The organism is Streptomyces sp. NPDC102402 (assembly GCF_044765765.1).
GTDB lineage: Bacteria > Actinomycetota > Actinomycetes > Streptomycetales > Streptomycetaceae > Streptomyces.
This window is the reverse complement of sequence record NZ_JBIWKR010000023.1, coordinates 71281-85845: the sequence shown is the minus strand read 5'-3', so window position 1 is coordinate 85845 and position 14565 is coordinate 71281. Positions and strand designations below refer to the sequence as shown.

The 14565-nt window shown below is 70.4% G+C and carries 14 protein-coding genes; 5 read left to right on the top strand and 9 right to left on the bottom strand.

The features are described from left to right. Positions 1-182: 182 nt before the first annotated feature. From ACIRJR_RS35180 to ACIRJR_RS35160, 5 genes are all read right to left on the bottom strand, one after another. The gene (locus ACIRJR_RS35180) at positions 183-1340 is read right to left on the bottom strand and encodes a cytochrome P450 (protein WP_403788521.1); all 1158 of its coding nucleotides are present in this window, start codon (positions 1338-1340) and stop codon (positions 183-185) included. Positions 1341-1432: 92 nt separating this feature from the next. After that, complete coding sequence (locus ACIRJR_RS35175; RefSeq protein WP_403788519.1) at positions 1433-1678, bottom strand: phosphopantetheine-binding protein; 246 nt, start codon at positions 1676-1678, stop codon at positions 1433-1435. Further along, positions 1675-2376 carry a hypothetical protein gene (locus ACIRJR_RS35170; protein WP_403788517.1) on the bottom strand — a complete coding sequence of 234 codons (702 nt, stop codon included), beginning with the start codon at positions 2374-2376 and terminating at the stop codon, positions 1675-1677. Before ACIRJR_RS35170 ends, ACIRJR_RS35175 begins: the two co-directional genes overlap by 4 nt. 49 nt (positions 2377-2425) lie before the next feature. Continuing rightward, the gene (locus ACIRJR_RS35165) at positions 2426-2695 is read right to left on the bottom strand and encodes a phosphopantetheine-binding protein (protein ID WP_403788515.1); all 270 of its coding nucleotides are present in this window, start codon (positions 2693-2695) and stop codon (positions 2426-2428) included. Continuing rightward, positions 2692-4260, bottom strand: a complete 1569-nt coding sequence (locus tag ACIRJR_RS35160; protein WP_403788513.1) for an AMP-binding protein — start codon at positions 4258-4260, stop codon at positions 2692-2694. Before ACIRJR_RS35160 ends, ACIRJR_RS35165 begins: the two co-directional genes overlap by 4 nt. 414 nt (positions 4261-4674) lie before the next feature. On the opposite strand from ACIRJR_RS35160, the gene ACIRJR_RS35155 reads away from it, so the two are divergent. Next, entirely contained in the window at positions 4675-5652 is a 978-nt protein-coding gene (locus ACIRJR_RS35155) for a ketoacyl-ACP synthase III family protein (RefSeq protein ID WP_403788511.1), read from the top strand. Between the two features lie 83 nt (positions 5653-5735). Here the strand turns inward: ACIRJR_RS35155 and ACIRJR_RS35150 are convergent, their stop codons facing one another. The 4 genes from ACIRJR_RS35150 to ACIRJR_RS35135 form a co-directional block, all read right to left on the bottom strand. Next, positions 5736-6494, bottom strand: coding sequence for a thioesterase II family protein (locus tag ACIRJR_RS35150; protein ID WP_403788509.1), 759 nt, complete (start codon positions 6492-6494; stop codon positions 5736-5738). A 19-nt stretch (positions 6495-6513) separates the two neighbouring features. Next, a complete protein-coding gene (locus ACIRJR_RS35145) occupies positions 6514-7800 on the bottom strand; it encodes an MFS transporter (RefSeq protein ID WP_403788507.1) in 1287 nt (428 codons plus the stop codon). Between the two features lie 115 nt (positions 7801-7915). Continuing rightward, the gene (gene ectB, locus ACIRJR_RS35140; RefSeq protein WP_403788505.1) at positions 7916-9178 is read right to left on the bottom strand and encodes a diaminobutyrate--2-oxoglutarate transaminase; all 1263 of its coding nucleotides are present in this window, start codon (positions 9176-9178) and stop codon (positions 7916-7918) included. A gap of 49 nt (positions 9179-9227) precedes the next feature. After that, positions 9228-10127, bottom strand: a complete 900-nt coding sequence (locus ACIRJR_RS35135; RefSeq protein WP_403788503.1) for a cupin-like domain-containing protein — start codon at positions 10125-10127, stop codon at positions 9228-9230. Positions 10128-10643: 516 nt separating this feature from the next. Here ACIRJR_RS35135 and ACIRJR_RS35130 point away from each other — a divergent pair. The 4 genes from ACIRJR_RS35130 (at position 10644) to sbnA (ending at position 14564) form a co-directional block, all read left to right on the top strand. Then, positions 10644-11021 (top strand): MbtH family protein, encoded by a 378-nt coding sequence (locus ACIRJR_RS35130; protein WP_403788501.1) that lies wholly within the window; start codon positions 10644-10646, stop codon positions 11019-11021. Positions 11022-11140: 119 nt separating this feature from the next. Beyond that, a complete protein-coding gene (locus ACIRJR_RS35125; RefSeq protein ID WP_403788499.1) occupies positions 11141-12724 on the top strand; it encodes a DUF885 family protein in 1584 nt (527 codons plus the stop codon). A 9-nt stretch (positions 12725-12733) separates the two neighbouring features. Next, a complete protein-coding gene (locus ACIRJR_RS35120) occupies positions 12734-13579 on the top strand; it encodes a formylglycine-generating enzyme family protein (protein WP_403788497.1) in 846 nt (281 codons plus the stop codon). A gap of 34 nt (positions 13580-13613) precedes the next feature. After that, positions 13614-14564: a 2,3-diaminopropionate biosynthesis protein SbnA gene (sbnA, locus tag ACIRJR_RS35115; RefSeq protein WP_403788495.1), complete on the top strand. Its 951-nt coding sequence runs from the start codon at positions 13614-13616 to the stop codon at positions 14562-14564. Position 14565: the final 1 nt, after the last annotated feature.

Sequence of the window (14565 nt, the reverse complement as noted above, 5' to 3'; positions counted from 1 at the left end):
AGGAACCCCTCGCCTTCACCAAGGCGTTCGGCACCTTCGGGTAGCCGGGCTCCCCTCGACCACCACCGCGACGCGGGGGCCCCCCCCCCCCCCCCCCCCCCCCCCCCCCCCCCGCCGGCGGCCCCCCCCCCCCCCCCCCCCCCCCCCCCCCCCCCCCCCCACACCTCTGTCCGTATCGCGGGTCAGACGGGAGAGATCTCCACGGGCAGCGAGCGCATGCCGTTGACCGCCCAGGTGGAGTGCCACACAGGCCGGCTCGCGAGCGTCAGCGACACCCCGGAGCGGGTCAGTTCCGTGAGCAGCGCCCGCAGCAGCACGCGTACCAGGGCGGCGCCCAGGCAGAAGTGCATGCCGCCGCCGAGGGACAGGTGCGGGTTGGGGCTGCGGGACAGGACCAGCTCCCCGGATCGGTCGAAGACGGTGGCGTCCCGGTTGGCGGAGGGGATCCACACCGCCACCGCGTCCCCGGCCCGGATCGTGGTTCCCGCCAGTTCGGTGTCGTGTACCGCGGTGCGCATCACATGTGTGGCCGGTGCGGTCCAGCGCAGCAGTTCGTCCACCGCGGAGCTGTAGTCCACCCGTCCCTCGCGCAGCTCCGCCCACGCCGCCGGGTGCTCGATCAGAGCCAACAGGCCGCCGTTCAACGCGTGCTGAACGGTCTGGCTCGCGGCCACCACGATGTTGTCGCAGGTCAGGACGATCTCCTCGTCCGACAGGGGAAGGCCGTCCGCCCGCGCTGCGAGCAGGGTGTCGATCAGATTGCGGCCGGCTGCGCCCCGCGTCGTGCCGAGCGCCCCCAGGAAGTAGGTCATCACATCGTGGTGCCCGAAGGAATCGTGTTCCGCATCGTCCACGGAGCGGCGCGTGGCATCGAGGATCAGGGGTATGTCCTCCACCGGTATGCCGAGGATCTCGGCCTGCACCGCGAGCGGGAACCTCGCGGCCACCTCGGTGGCGAAGTCGCCTCCGCCCTGCGAGCACAGACCCGTCAGGAGCGAGCGGGCCACCTCGTGGGCCAGCGCGCTCAGCCCCTCCACGGCACGGGGTGTGAACATCCGGGCAACGGCCCGGCGCAGATCCGTGTGGCGCGGCGGATCGGTGAGGACCGGCATTCTGCCGGCGCCGGGGTAGGGAGCGGCGTTGTCGTCCGCGCGCAGCAGCGCCCCGCGGGTGGAGGTGAATGTCTTCCAGTCGTGCAGCACCTGCTTGCCCGCCGTGTGGCCGACCACGGCCCAGTGCTCCGCGCCGGTCCGCGCCACCTGGTGGTGTACGGGACCAGCCTCGCGCATGGCCCGCCAGACCTCGTGCGGATTTCCCTCCGAGTACAGCGCTGGATCCAACAGATCGACCGTCAACGAAACGGACAAGGCTGCCCCCTGCTTTCGATGGCCCGGAAAAACTCGTGGTGGTGTGCGGAGCGGCTCACACCGGGTCAGGCACGCTGGACGACCCCGGGTTCATGGCCCAGGGCGGCGGTGAAGTCACCGAAGCGGGAATTGTCGAACAGCACCTTCACCGAGATCGAGGTTCCCTGGCGGCCGTTGATGGTCGCGATGATGCGCAGTGCGGCGAACGAGGTACCGCCCGCATCGAAGAATTCGGTGTCGTCGTCGACGACGGTGTCGAGCACTTCTTCCCAGACCGTCCGCACCGCGGACCGCAGGTCATCGCCGGTCATATGTGTTGCCTCCTCATCACCGTGGCCAGGAACGACGCAGTGCCGCTCCTCGCCGCTTCGTGGGCCGTGAGACCGGCCCGGTCACTGTCGATACGCAGGGTGGTCAGCTGCCCCGAGGGGAGCCAGCCGTGGTGGTCGGAATGTTCGCGGGAGAGGACCTGCAGCATGGGCCCGACCGGCCCGTCGGGCAGTGCGCCCCGTGCCGCGAGCAGGTAGGAGAGATACGAAAGGTGCTGCCGGACGAAGTGCGCCGCCGGTTCGGCGATCACGTCACCGCTCAGCCCTTGGGCTCGCAGTGCCGTGTCGACGCGCCGTTTCAGGTCCGCGCGCACGGAGTCGAGGAACTGCATCGGTTCGGAGGGCAGTTCATCGAACGGCAGTGGTTCCTCGGAGCCCCCCGGCACCTGGGCGACCGCGTCGGCATAGGCGCGCGCGATGTCGTCGTCGGTGGCGGGCATCGGATCGAAGAGGACCAGGGGGTTCGGCCGTGCGGACCGGTGGGCGAGGTGCACCGCGATCGCCGAGGCGGCGCAGTACGCCAGGATCGGCTCGGGACCGACGTCGAGCCGGGCCGCGTACGCGGGGCCGGTTCCCTCGACCGGCAGGGGGTCGTCGAGCAGACCGACCATGCCGTCAAGGCCCAGCGCGGTGACCGGCGCCTCCGGCCGGCGCCCCGGATAGTCCAGGATCCTCAGCAACGTCCGTGTCCTTCCAGCTCCTCGGCGGTCATCGCCGCCTTGCGTGACCTCACCGGACCCGCTCGTCCGCCAGCCGGGCCACGTGACCCGCGAAGTCCGCAAGCACCGGGTGATCGAGGAGGAGCTGGGCGGGGACGTCGATGTCCCACTCGCGGCGCACCGAGGCGGTCACGAGCACCGCCTGGAAGGAGTCGCCGCCCGCGGCGAAGAAGTCGTGGTCCGCCGCGGTGACCTCGATGCACAGTGCGGCCGACCAGATCTCGGCGATGCGTCGCCGGTAGGGCGTGGTGGCGTCGTCCAGGGCCGGTTCGGCCGTCATCGTCCACCTCCGGGCGTCAGGGACCGCGCGACCGAGCTGCGGTCGATCTTGCCGCTCGGGGTGTGGGGCAGTCCGGGGATCACGGTCACCGAGGCGGGCACCGAGGCCTCCGGTAGCAGTTCGGCCAGCGCCGCGCGCAGGTCGCCGGGTTCGGTCTCGCCGGGGTGCAGGGTGACGGCGGCCCGCAGCTGTCGCGAACCGGGGACCGGTTCGACGGCTGTGCAGACCGCGGTGGCGACGCCGGGCTGCCGCATCAGGCAGGCCTCGATCTCGAGGAGGTTGACGCGTACACCGCGGATCTTGACGTCGTGGTCCAGACGGTTGAGGAACTGCACGAGACCGTCCTCGACGCGCACCAGATCGCCGGTGCGGAACGCGCGGGTGTGTCCCTGGGGAGTACGCGCGACGGTGACGAAGCGCTCGGCGTTCAGTTCGGGCCGGTCGAGGTAGCCCAGGGAGACCGGGGCACCGGCCACCAGCAGTTCACCGGTGGCCGGGGACTCCGCGTCACCGGGGTCCACCAGCAGCTCGCAGCCCGGAAGCGGCAGGCCGATGGGCGGCACAAGCGGCCATTCGGCGGGGTCGTGGGGCAGCGTCCAGGCTGTCACCACGTGGGTTTCGGACGGACCGTAGTGGTTGTTGAGCCTGGCCCGGGGGAGCGCCGTGAACAGCGCCTTGATCGGCGGTGTGCACAGCAGCTGTTCGCCCGCCGTGTTCACCTCCAACAGCGAGAGCCCGAGGTCGCCGTCGTGCGCCGAGGCCGCCACGGCCAGCATGTGCAGGGCGACGTAGGGAAGGAAGAGCCGCTCCACGGCTTGGTCCGCCAGCCACTTCAGCAGGGTGAACGGATCGCGTCGCAGCGACTCGGGGGCGATGACGAGGGTGCCGCCGTCGCACAAGGTGCCCAGGATCTCCTGGAAGCTCACGTCGAAGTTCAGGGGAGCGAACTGTGCGGTCCGCAGTGCCGGCCGGACGGAGTCGCCGCGCTGCCAGGCCACCAGGGGGTCAAGGCAACTGTGCTGAATCGACACGCCCTTGGGCAGGCCGGTCGACCCGGAGGTGTAGATGACGTAGACCGGGAGGTCCGGCCGGCAGGCCACCGGCCGGAAGCCGTCGCCGCCGGCCCCGGCAGCGTCCTCGATGGCGAGGGTCGTGATCCCGCCTGCCATCACCGGCGAGGGACCGTCGTGCAGCAGCAGGCTCGCGCCGCTGTCACGCAGCATGAAGTCGAGGCGGCGCACCGGGTAGGACGCGTCCAGCGGCACACAGGTGGCGCCGACGGCGATGGTGGCCAGCAGAGCTGTGATGGTGGGTGCGCCGCGCGCGCCTGTCACCGCGACCCGGCTGCCCGGACCGATGCCGTGGCGGCCGAGGGATGCCGCGAGCGCGCCGATCCGGTCCCACAGTTCCTCGTACGTCAGCCGGGTCGCCCCGTCGATCACGGCGAGCCGTCCGGGCCGCCGTTCCACCGCACGGACCAGTCCGTCGAGCAGGCACCCCGGTTCCGCGGCACCGCCCCACAGCGTCAGTGGTCGTGCTGTATCCGCCTGCTCTGCTTGGCACATGTGGACTCCCAACGTGCGACGGCTGCCGTTGCCGTCGTCGAGGCTGTTCGTGGCGGTCCGCTCGCGGATCGCGAGGACCTCTTCCCTGACTGAGTCTCAGCTCTGCCGCCCGGGCGGCACGCGGCCCGTTCCGCACGCCCTCCGGCCGGAGGGGACGGGGGAGGGGCACCCGGGGCGCGGTGGGACCGGCTCCCGTTCCCGGCGTGGTCCGTCGCGGGATCGTACCTCCGGGCCCACCGCCCGGTGAAGGCGCGCACGACGAGCGTGAACACCGCGCGGGCGGACGCGCTCCGCCGGTGCCGGACGGACGTTGCCGGGGCGGGACGCGCGCCATTACGGTCGCAGCCGATCACGCCCAGAACCACCACCCTGATGACTTCCGGAGGCTGTTTCGTGCGTTGGGACGATGTGTATGTGCGGTCCTGTGCTGTGGTCCTGGGGGAGCGCGAGTCGGTGGCGGACGCCGTGGCCGCCGGCCGGTACGACCCCGCCGTCCGTGAGGCGCACGGCTACGCGTCGATAGCGGTCGCGAGCGGTGGTTGCGCCGCGGACATGGCTGTCGAGGCCGCGCGGAAGGCTCTTACCCGGTCCCCCGCCGACCCGGCCGAGATCGGCCTGTTCGTCCACGCCTACGTGGACGAACAGGGCCCGGAGGGAGTGGCCGAACCGGCTTCCTACGTCCAGGGCATGGCCCACGACGGCCGGGCTCGGGCCTTCGGACTGCGGCAGGGATGCAACGGGGCGCTCGCGGCGCTGGAGGTCGGCGCGATGTACGTCTCCGCCGGCCGTGCGGCGGTACTGACCTCGGCGGACAAGTACGCGAGAGAGGGGGACCGGTACCGCGACGACCAGGGCGCGGTGGCCGCCGACGGGGCAACCGCCATGGTGGTGGGCGGCGGGAGCGGCGTTGCACGGCTGCTCGCCACCGAGATCGTGGGGGACGGCAGGTTCAGCGGGCTCACCGGACTCGACGCCGCCCGGTTCGAGGATCGCCGCGCGTACCTCCGTGCGCAGCGTGCACGGGTCATGTCGATGATGCAGACGATGACCGAGGCGAAGCGTGACTGTGTGCGGGGCGCGCTCGCGGACGCCGGTCTCGAGGCCGGCGACATCAAGCACTGGCTTCTCCCCTACACCGGACGTTTTCTGGTCGACGAAGACTTTCTCGCCGAGTTCGGAATCGACGAGAAGTGCACGACCTGGGAGCTGGGGCGCACCGTCGGTCACCTCATCAGTGGCGGCGACTCGTTCGTCGGACTGACCCACCTGCTGGAGACGACGGCCGTCGAGGCGGGCGACCGGGTCGTCATGCTGGGCGACTCCACCGGGTTCAGCTTCGGCTGCGCCGTTCTGGAGGTCCTGGCCCGGCCGGCGTGGCAGGCCGACGGCTGACGCCGGCCGGTCCGGGCACGCCGGCCCATGACGAAGCACCCCCTCACCGCGCTCGGCGGACGAGGGGGTGCTTCGTCGTGGTGTCAGCCCGCACGCAGCGGCCCGATCGCCGCGACACGATCCGTGATGACCGTGCCGACCTCGCCCCACTGGCCGTCGAGGTAGAAGTGCTTGCCGGTGAACACCCGCAGGCCGAACAGGCCGGCGGTGTGGCGTGCCCACCCACGGGCGTCGTCGATGGACACCACCGGGTCGTCGTCCCCGGTCAGCGACATGACGGGACAGGCCAGCACCGAGTCGTCGCGTCGGTGGGTCCGCAGCATCCGGTAGTCCGCGCGCAGCGCCGACAGCACCAGAGCACGCATTTCCGCGTTGTCCAGCAATCTCATGTCGGTGCCGTTCAGCAGGGCGAGGTCCGCCATCAACTCCTCGTCGTTCCGCGGGCGCGTGTGCGGGGGAAGCGGCAGGCCCGGTGGCCGCGCTCCGGACGCGAACAGCGTCAGCGGCGCGATTCCCTCAGCCTCCAGGCACTTGGCCACTTGGAAGCCCAGCAGCGCGCCCATGCTGTGTCCGAACAGCACCACCGGCCGGTCCGCCACCCGGCGCACCGCGTCGAGCGTGCGCTCGGTCAACTCCGTGAAGTCGGTGACGTACCGTTCGCTGACGCGGTCCATCCGCCCGGGATACTGCACGGCCAGCAGCTCGGCCGCGGAAGACAGCGCCGCAGCCAGGGGTCTGAAGTAGTTCGCCGACCCCCCGGCGTGCGGGAGGCATATCACCCGCACCGCCGCGTCGGGCGCCGTCCCGAACCGGCGGATCCATTCGCCTTGTCCCTTGACCATGACTCCTCGTTCGGTCGGCTCACGCACTGGTGAGCTGGGGGACGGCCGGTCCGGTGATCTTTCCGTCGGGAGCACGCCGGACCGCGCGGATGCCGGGCACCAGCGGGGTGAGGCCGCACGGGACGACGATCATCACCGTGGCGATCAGCAGAGCCTCGGCCTGACCCGCCTGGGCGGCCAGTGGGCCCACCAGAGCAAGGCCCAGCGGCGCGGCGACGGTGGAGATGAGCCAGTCGTAGGACTCGACCCGGGACATCACCTCGACGGGGATCAGCTGCTGCATCGACGCCTGCCACAGGGCGTCGAGGAACAGCGTTGACGCACCGCTGACGAAGGCCGACCCGACCACGCACCACAGCGGCATCGGCACGGCCAGCGCCAACAGGGGCAGCGCGGTCAGGACCAGCGCGAGGTTACCGACGACCAGAGGGCGGCGCGGCTCCAGCTTCAGTGCGACGAACCCGCCCGTCAGGGCGCCGGCCGCGAAGCCCGACACGACGATGCCCCAGGCGGACGGCCCGCCGAGGGACTCGTTCGCGATCGCCGGGCCGAGCACGTAGTAGGCCGCGACCGCGAGGTTCTGCAGCATGTGGACGATCATGTTGAGCCAGAGCCACCGCCGGACGGACAGCTCGCGCCACCCGGTGCCCAGATCGCGCCAGAACGTCTCGGCTGCGGGAAGGGTGCGCGGTGCCAGCCGCAGCATCCCCAGCGAGACGGCGCTCACAATGAACGTGACGGCGTCGGCCGCCAGGACCAGGCCCGGTCCCCACCAGGCGATCACCACGCCGGCCAGCGCCGGGCTCAGAACCGTGGAGGCGCTGATGCAGAACGACATCAGCGCGTTGCCGCGCTGGAGTTGTTCCGCGGGCACGATCTCCGCCATCAGCCCTCTGGACGCCGGGCCGAAGAACGCCTGGGCGCCACCGAAGATCGCGGCGCCGACGGCCAGATGCCACACCCTGGCCGTGTCGGTAACCAGGAGAGCCGCCAGCGCCAGCTGCGCGGCCGCGCGGATCAGGTCGGACGACAGCATCAGGACCTGGCGGCGCAGTCTGTCCGCCCACACCCCGCCGATCAGCGAGAAGACGACCTGCGTAAGGACCTGCGCGGTCATGACCAGCCCGATGTCGGTCACCGAGCCGTCCACCGCCAGCACAGCGAAGATCAGCGCCACCTTGGTCATCCCGCCCCCGGCGGCCGAGACGGCCTGTCCGATCCACAGGATGCGGAACTCCCGTATGCGGAGCGGCTCCAGAGCGCGGGTCCGGGCGAGACGTTTGCTGTCGCTCCCGCTCTGTGTCATCAGCGTGCCTCCCGTCGGGCCGGCACGTGCCGCTGGCAGCGAGCGGGATCGATGCGCGGTGGGTTCACAAGCGGATTCCTGTCTGAGATCGCTGTCGTGCCGACAGCCGGAACGGTCATGATCGTGCTCGAGCAGTCCGCCCGGCGACCGCGCGCACGGACTGTTCGAGGATGGAGAGCCCCTCGTCGAGTTCGGCGTCGGAGGCGGTGAGCGGCGGCAGCAGCTTGACCACCTCGTCCCGCGGACCGGCGGTCTCCACCAGCAGGCCCCGTGCGAACGCCTCGTCGGCGACCTCGTCGGCCAGTCCCTCCCCGACCACCAGGCCCTGGATGAGGCCGCGGCCGCGGGTGGACATGCCGAGACCGGGGTGTGCCTGCGCGATGTCGTGGAGGGCGTTCGACGTCCACTCGCCCCTGGCGCGCGTCGACTTCTCGAGCGCGTCGTCCCGCCAGTAGGCGGACAGCGCAGCCGTGGCGGTGACGAACGCCGGGTTCACACCGCGAAACGTGCCGCTGTGGGCACCCGGCTGCCACACGTCCAGCTCCGGCCGGACCAGGGTGAGCGCGAGCGGCAGCCCGTATCCGCCGATCGACTTCGAGAGGCAGATCAGGTCCGGCACGATGCCCGCGTCCTCGAAGCTGAAGAACGGGCCGGTCCGGCCGCAGCCGGCCTGGATGTCGTCGACGATGAGCAGGATCTCGTGCCGGTGACACAGGTCCGCGAGTGCGCGCAGCCACTCGGTGCTCGCCACGTTCACCCCGCCCTCGGCCTGCACGGTCTCCACGATCACCGCGGCCGGCCGGTCCAGCCCGCTGCCCGGGTTGGCCAGGAGCTGCGCCAGGAAGTCCGGCCCGGACCGGCCGTCCTGGCCGTCGAACGGCACCGGGGTGGCGCCGGTCAGCGGTATCCCGGCGGCCCGGCGGTGGGCGGGGTTGCCCGTGACCGCGAGTGCGCCGAGCGTCGCCCCGTGGAACGAGTTGGTGAAATGCACGACCTCGCTGCGGCCGGTGACCGTGCGGGCCAGCTTCAGAGCCGCCTCGACGGCGTTGGCGCCCCCCGGACCCGGGAAGATCACTTTGTGGTCCAGGCCCCGTGGCCGCAGCACGACCTCGACGAGCGTGTCGAGCAGGTCGTGCCGTGCGGTGGTGAACATGTCGAGCGCGTGGGTGACGCCGTCGTTGCCGATGTAGTCGAGCAGCGCCCGCTTGAGCACCGGGTTGTTGTGGCCGTAGTTCAGCGAACCGGCTCCGGCGAAGAAGTCGAGCCAGCTTCGTCCTTCATCGGTGTGCAGGCGGCTGCCGGTCGCGCGGGAGAAGACGACCGGCCAACGCCTGCTGTAGGAACGCACGTTCGACTCGTGCTGATCGAAGATGCTCATGGAAGCCCTTCTGTGTACGAGGAGTGGCGCGACCGGGGGCCGGCCCTTGTCAGGAGATGTAGGAGTAGTACGAGCGCAGGCCCGGCATGAGCAGACCGCGCGGCAGCCCGGCTACGACCCCGAGCGCGAACAGCGAGTTGTACCGCAGGTTCCTCAGTGGCATGCCTTCGCGCACCGCGGCGACGCCGCGCAGGGCGCTGGCCCGGTCGTGCCAGTCGATGTTGAACGAGATCGACGCTCCCGGGGAGATCACCTTGTGCAGGGTCCCGGGTGGCATGTAGAAGACGTCGCCCGCCTCGACGTCGCACGTCAGTACCGTCGCGTCGCGGAAGTGCGGATACCGGTCGAGGTCGGGGTCCTCCGGGTCGACCGCGGCCCAACGCCAGTTGTAGGTGTAGCACTTGCCGCGCTCGGCGTCGGCCACCATGACGAACCGCTTGGATCCCTGGACCTGGAAGAACAGGTTGTGGGTGAGCAGGGTGTCGAAGTGCAGCGGAGTCACCGCGCGCGCGGGTCCGACGAAGAACTGCGTGAACTTCCACCACTGGTCGCGGAAGAACGCCGGGAAGTAGTCGACGGGGAACGGTTCAAGGTCGCGCCGAAGCTCCGGAAGCATGGAGAGCAGCGGTACGTCGTGCAGATAGCCGGGGGGATCGCCGGCGTCGCCCCCCTGGGCGACCGATGCCTCCCACTCGGCGAGTTGACGGGCGTAGTCGCCGAGCCGGACGACGGCGGTGCGGCCTGTGGAGACCGTGCCCACCTTGACGCGTACCCGCTGCTCGGGGGCCACCGTGCCGAGGTGGGCAGCCGACCAAGTGGACACCGCGGGCATGTGTACGGCCGCGCCACGCATCACCACCGGCCTGCGCCCCATGTACGTGGAGCGGAACTCCTCCGGGCTCAGCTCGGTCCGCACATCCACGGGTACCGGTGGGGCCGTCGTTGTCACTGACATCTCCTATTCGTCGTCCTGGCAGGGGCCGCCGGCACCCGTGCGGGCGCCGTGGCGACCGGAGTCCGCGCCGGCCGCTGTCCAAGTGAGGCGCGGCATCGGTCGAACAGAGGCAGGACCGCCGCTCGGGGACGCCCCGTGTTCGGGCGGACCGCTTGGACGGCTTCCGCGCGGCTCGTAACCTTCCGGATCGGGGAGCGCGAGTTCGGTCGTGGCGGTTACTCCAGCTCCTTTTCCAGAGCCTGACGGAGTACCTGTACCGAGGGGCGAGCATTCCCACGCCCGGTCATATGGTCAAGGGAAACCGGGTGTGCCCCACCGGTTGAGCACCCAACCATTTTCCGTTTCTTGACACTGTTAATCGGCCTGACCTAGCTTCCATCCGGTGGAACTTGCGAGAATGAATCTCTCGCCTGATCAAATGGACGTCAGCCGAATGTCCGACAGCATCTCCCGCAGGCAGCACATCCCGCCAATCCCTCACCGGGGCCGACAGTAGGGGACCTCTATCCGATGTTTGACGACGAGAACACCCAGTACCTCGTGGTGATAAATGGCGAGGAGCAGTACTCGATATGGCCGGCGGTTCGTGACCTGCCGAATGGCTGGGCTTCGGTGGGAGACCCCCGCCCCCGCCGGGAATGCCTCGATCACATCGAAAGAGTGTGGACCGACATGCGACCGAAGAGCGTGCGCAAGGCCCTCGAAAACTCCGGATCTCTCACTGCACAGGGAAGTCGAATGGTACTCTCGCAACTGGTTGACGCCGACGATCTCAAGGCTATGTCGCCCGAGGAACTCCGTAATATGCTGGCCAACCTCGACGACGACGTGATCTACGGCGACGACGGGAACATCATCGAGCCCAACCCGGGTAACGGGGCGGCATAGCCGGAATATCCGGCTCGAATTCCGTGACGCACGTACGCGTCCCTCCTCCGCACGTCACCGGCCCACTGTTCTCCGAGAAAAGTGACATGACGTCTGCTGCCCTGAATTCCGTTTCTGCTGTGGTCGACCACATCTTTGAGCGCTATCCGCAGGTGGCTCGGCGGGCGGGCCGTCACGATTTCGACGCCCGGCTGCCGGCCGTACTGCCCGACGCGCTCTGCGATGTGGACCGCCTGCTGACGGCGGTCCGTGCGCAGCTCGACATCCTGCCCGAGAATGCGGATCCGGAGGTGCGGGCGGACCTCGGTACGGCGATGCGGGTACTCACCGACGAGCGGTTCCGCATCGCCGAGCTCGGCCGGCCTCACCGCGGGCCGGAGCTGTGGCTGGCCGAAGCCGACGTCCACGGGTACCTGCGGGGCGACTACGCGCCGCTCGACGAACGCGTCGGGGCGCTGTCCCGCCATCTCGCGGGGCTGCCGGACTTCCTTGCCGCAGCGGAGAGGACGTTCGGCGACACCCTGCCCGCGGGCGAGCGGATCAGCGGGATCGAGAACGCCAGGTCCCGCGCGGCGTCGGTGGCGAACCTCGCCGCCCAACTCGTCGCGGTCCGGCCGGAGGTAGCCGGCGACTCACTGCTGCGGCTGGCCGACGCGGCCCGCGTCGCGTTCCTGGGCTTCGCGGACGCCGTCGCGGCCACCCGGCCGATCCGGGCGGTCCACGGTCCCGAGCGACTCGCCGCCTACCTGGAGGCGGCCGAGGGGATCGACATCCCGGTGGAGGAACTGCTCGCCGAGGCCGAGGCCGAGGTGCGCCGCCTGGTCGCCCGCCTCGACGCGCTCGCCGCACGACTGGGGGTGAGCTGCAGGGAGGAGGCGTACGGACTCATGAACGCGCGGCTGCCCGCCGGACCGGTGGTCACCGCGCTGTCGGGGATCATCGAGCGGCTGCGGGAGTTCTGGGCCGAGCAGGACGTCGTGACCCTCACCAACCGGTACGGTCTCGACATCCGTCCCGCCCGCGACGCCGCCACCTCCGCCGCGGTCGTCTTCGACCACGCCGGTGTGCTCGAACCGGTGCCGCAGCCTCACGTGCTGCACGTTCCCGAGCCGCGGGACCCCGCCGCACTGCGCGACTATCTCAACGAGCCGATGCTCGAGATGATCGCCGTGCACGAGGCCGTGCCCGGCCACTACCTGCACTACGAAGCCACTCCTCGGCAGGCCGGCGTGATCCGCAGGTGTGTGCCGTGGTTCCCGGGGACCACCGAGGGATGGGCCCACTATGCGGAGGAGTTGGCGATCGAGCGCGGCCTCGCCGAAGGCCGCCCGCTCGTCGAGGTCGCCGCTCTGCGCCACGCGCTGGAGGCTGCCACCCGCCTGCTGGTGTTCCTCTCCCTCCACTCCGGACGCCGGAAGTTCGGAGCGGCCGCCGCCGAGGCCGCCACGCTGTGCGCGTGGTCACCCGAGCGAGCCGGCCGTGAGGTGCTGGCCGTGGTCGCGAACCCCGCCGGCGCCATGTACACCCTCGGCAAACTCCACATCCGGCGCTGGCGCGAGAGGGCCGGCGTGAGTGATTCGGCCGCCGAACTGAAGTCCTTCCACGACCGGTTGCTGCGCTGCGGCAGCGCGCCCCTGTCCGCCGTATGGCGCTATTACCTCGACGGCCGGCTCGTTCCGGCCGCCTCCACCACCACGACATAAGGAGAATCCGTGACTCAGCTGACGGCTGAACCGACCCTCGCCGAGGCACTCCCCGCGGACTACTGGGTCACCATTCCCGCCGGCCCCTTCACGATGGGCTCCGACGAGCTGCGGGAGGACGGCAAGCCACGCGCCGCCGCGCCGGAGCACCACGTCGAGGTGGCCGAGTTCCGCATGGCCAAGTACCCCGTGACCGTGGCCGAGTTCCGCCGCTTCGTCGAGGCGACCGGCCATGTGACCGACGCGGAGAAGAAGGGCAGGAGCTGGGTCTGGATCGGCGACCCCAGCGTCGTCGTCCCCGACCAGGACTACCTGTGGAAGAACATCGACGGCGCGTCCTGGCGCACCCCCCACGGCCCGGAGTCCACCCTGGAGGGCAAGGACGACCACCCGGTCACCCACGTCAGCTCCCTCGACGTCGCCGCCTACTGCGCGTGGTCCGGTACGCGGCTGCCGACCGAGGCCGAGTGGGAGAAGGCCACCCGCGGCACCGACGGCCGCCGTTACGCCTGGGGCGACGAGGAGCCCACCGCCGAGCACTGCAACCACACCATGAACGTGGCCGACACCACCCCCGTCGACGCCTACCCACAGTCGGCCGGGCCGTACGGCGTCGTGGACCTTACCGGCAACGTCTGGGAGATCACCGCCAGCGCCTTCCACCACTACCCGTACGACGCGAGCAAGCCCGGTCGCGTCATCAAGACGAAGGAGGGAGAGGTCGAGCTGGGCGTGATTCGCGGTGGTTCGTTCTACAACAACTGCGACCCCCGCGGCTGCCTGGCATGGGTGCGGATCTACAACCTGCCCGACTACAGCTGCTACGACATGGGCTTCCGTGTCTGCGCGCGTTGACCAAGGACGCACAGACAGGCAGCTGCTCGCCCGAGTGGAAACGCTCCTGGACGATCTGCCCAGGACCCCGGTCGTGCGGCTGCCGCACCCGGGCCTCCAGCTCTACGCCAAGATGGAGCTGGAGAACCGGACGGGCAGTGCGAAGGACCGGGCCGCGATCTGGATCCTGCGCGAAGCGGTGCGGCGCGGCGATATCACCCGCACCACGACCGTGGTCGAGTCGTCGTCCGGCAACTTCGCCCTCGCCCTGGCCTCGTTCCTGAACGAACTGGGCGTGCCGTTCGTACCGGTGCTGGACCCGAACGTGAACGCGGCCACCGAGCGGACGCTGCGGAGGCTGTGCGCGCGAGTGGAAAAGGTCACCGAGCCCGACGGCACCGGCGGCTATCTGCTGAGCCGGCTCGCACGGGTCAGCCGGCTGCGCGCGGAACTCCCGGACGTGTACTGGCCGAACCAGTACGCCAACGCGGACGGCGCGCACGGTCACTACGAGCTGACGGCGCGGGAGTTGCTCGAGGACGTCGGCCGGATCGACTACCTCTTCGTGGGTGTCGGCACCGGCGCGACCATCAGCGGGCTTTCGCGCCGGCTCGGCGAGGAGCACCCGGACGCCACCGTGGTCGCCGTCGACGTCGAGGGCTCGGCCATCTTCGGCGCCCCGGCGGCCCGCCGGCGCATCCCGGGCATCGGCTCCAGCATCCGGCCCCCTCTGATCGACGGCGCGTGGATCGGGCAGGTGGTTGTGCTGTCCGAGCGGGACGAAGTGACGGGCTGCCGGAACCTGCTGCGCGATCACGGGATCTACGCGGGCGGCTCCACCGGCTGCGTCTACGCCGCGATCACGCGCTACTTCGACGGACACGAAGGCCCGGAGCCGGTAGTGGCATTCCTGTGCGCCGACAGCGGCAACCCGTACGCCGACACGGTCTACGCGGATCAGTGGGTCGCCGACCATCTCACACCGGCAGCAACCGAGGGAGCATGAG

What these genes read in the sequence shown, in the direction of transcription:
- ACIRJR_RS35175 (WP_403788519.1), bottom strand. Translation starts at nt 1,678, where the DNA reads ATGACCGGCGATGACCTGCGGTCCGCGGTGCGGACGGTCTGGGAAGAA.
- ACIRJR_RS35165 (WP_403788515.1), bottom strand. Translation starts at nt 2,695, where the DNA reads ATGACGGCCGAACCGGCCCTGGACGACGCCACCACGCCCTACCGGCGA.
- ACIRJR_RS35160 (WP_403788513.1), bottom strand. Translation starts at nt 4,260, where the DNA reads ATGTGCCAAGCAGAGCAGGCGGATACAGCACGACCACTGACGCTGTGG.
- ACIRJR_RS35150 (WP_403788509.1), bottom strand. Translation starts at nt 6,494, where the DNA reads ATGGTCAAGGGACAAGGCGAATGGATCCGCCGGTTCGGGACGGCGCCC.
- ACIRJR_RS35145 (WP_403788507.1), bottom strand. Translation starts at nt 7,800, where the DNA reads ATGACACAGAGCGGGAGCGACAGCAAACGTCTCGCCCGGACCCGCGCT.
- ectB (WP_403788505.1), bottom strand. Translation starts at nt 9,178, where the DNA reads ATGAGCATCTTCGATCAGCACGAGTCGAACGTGCGTTCCTACAGCAGG.
- ACIRJR_RS35130 (WP_403788501.1), top strand. Translation starts at nt 10,644, where the DNA reads ATGTTTGACGACGAGAACACCCAGTACCTCGTGGTGATAAATGGCGAG.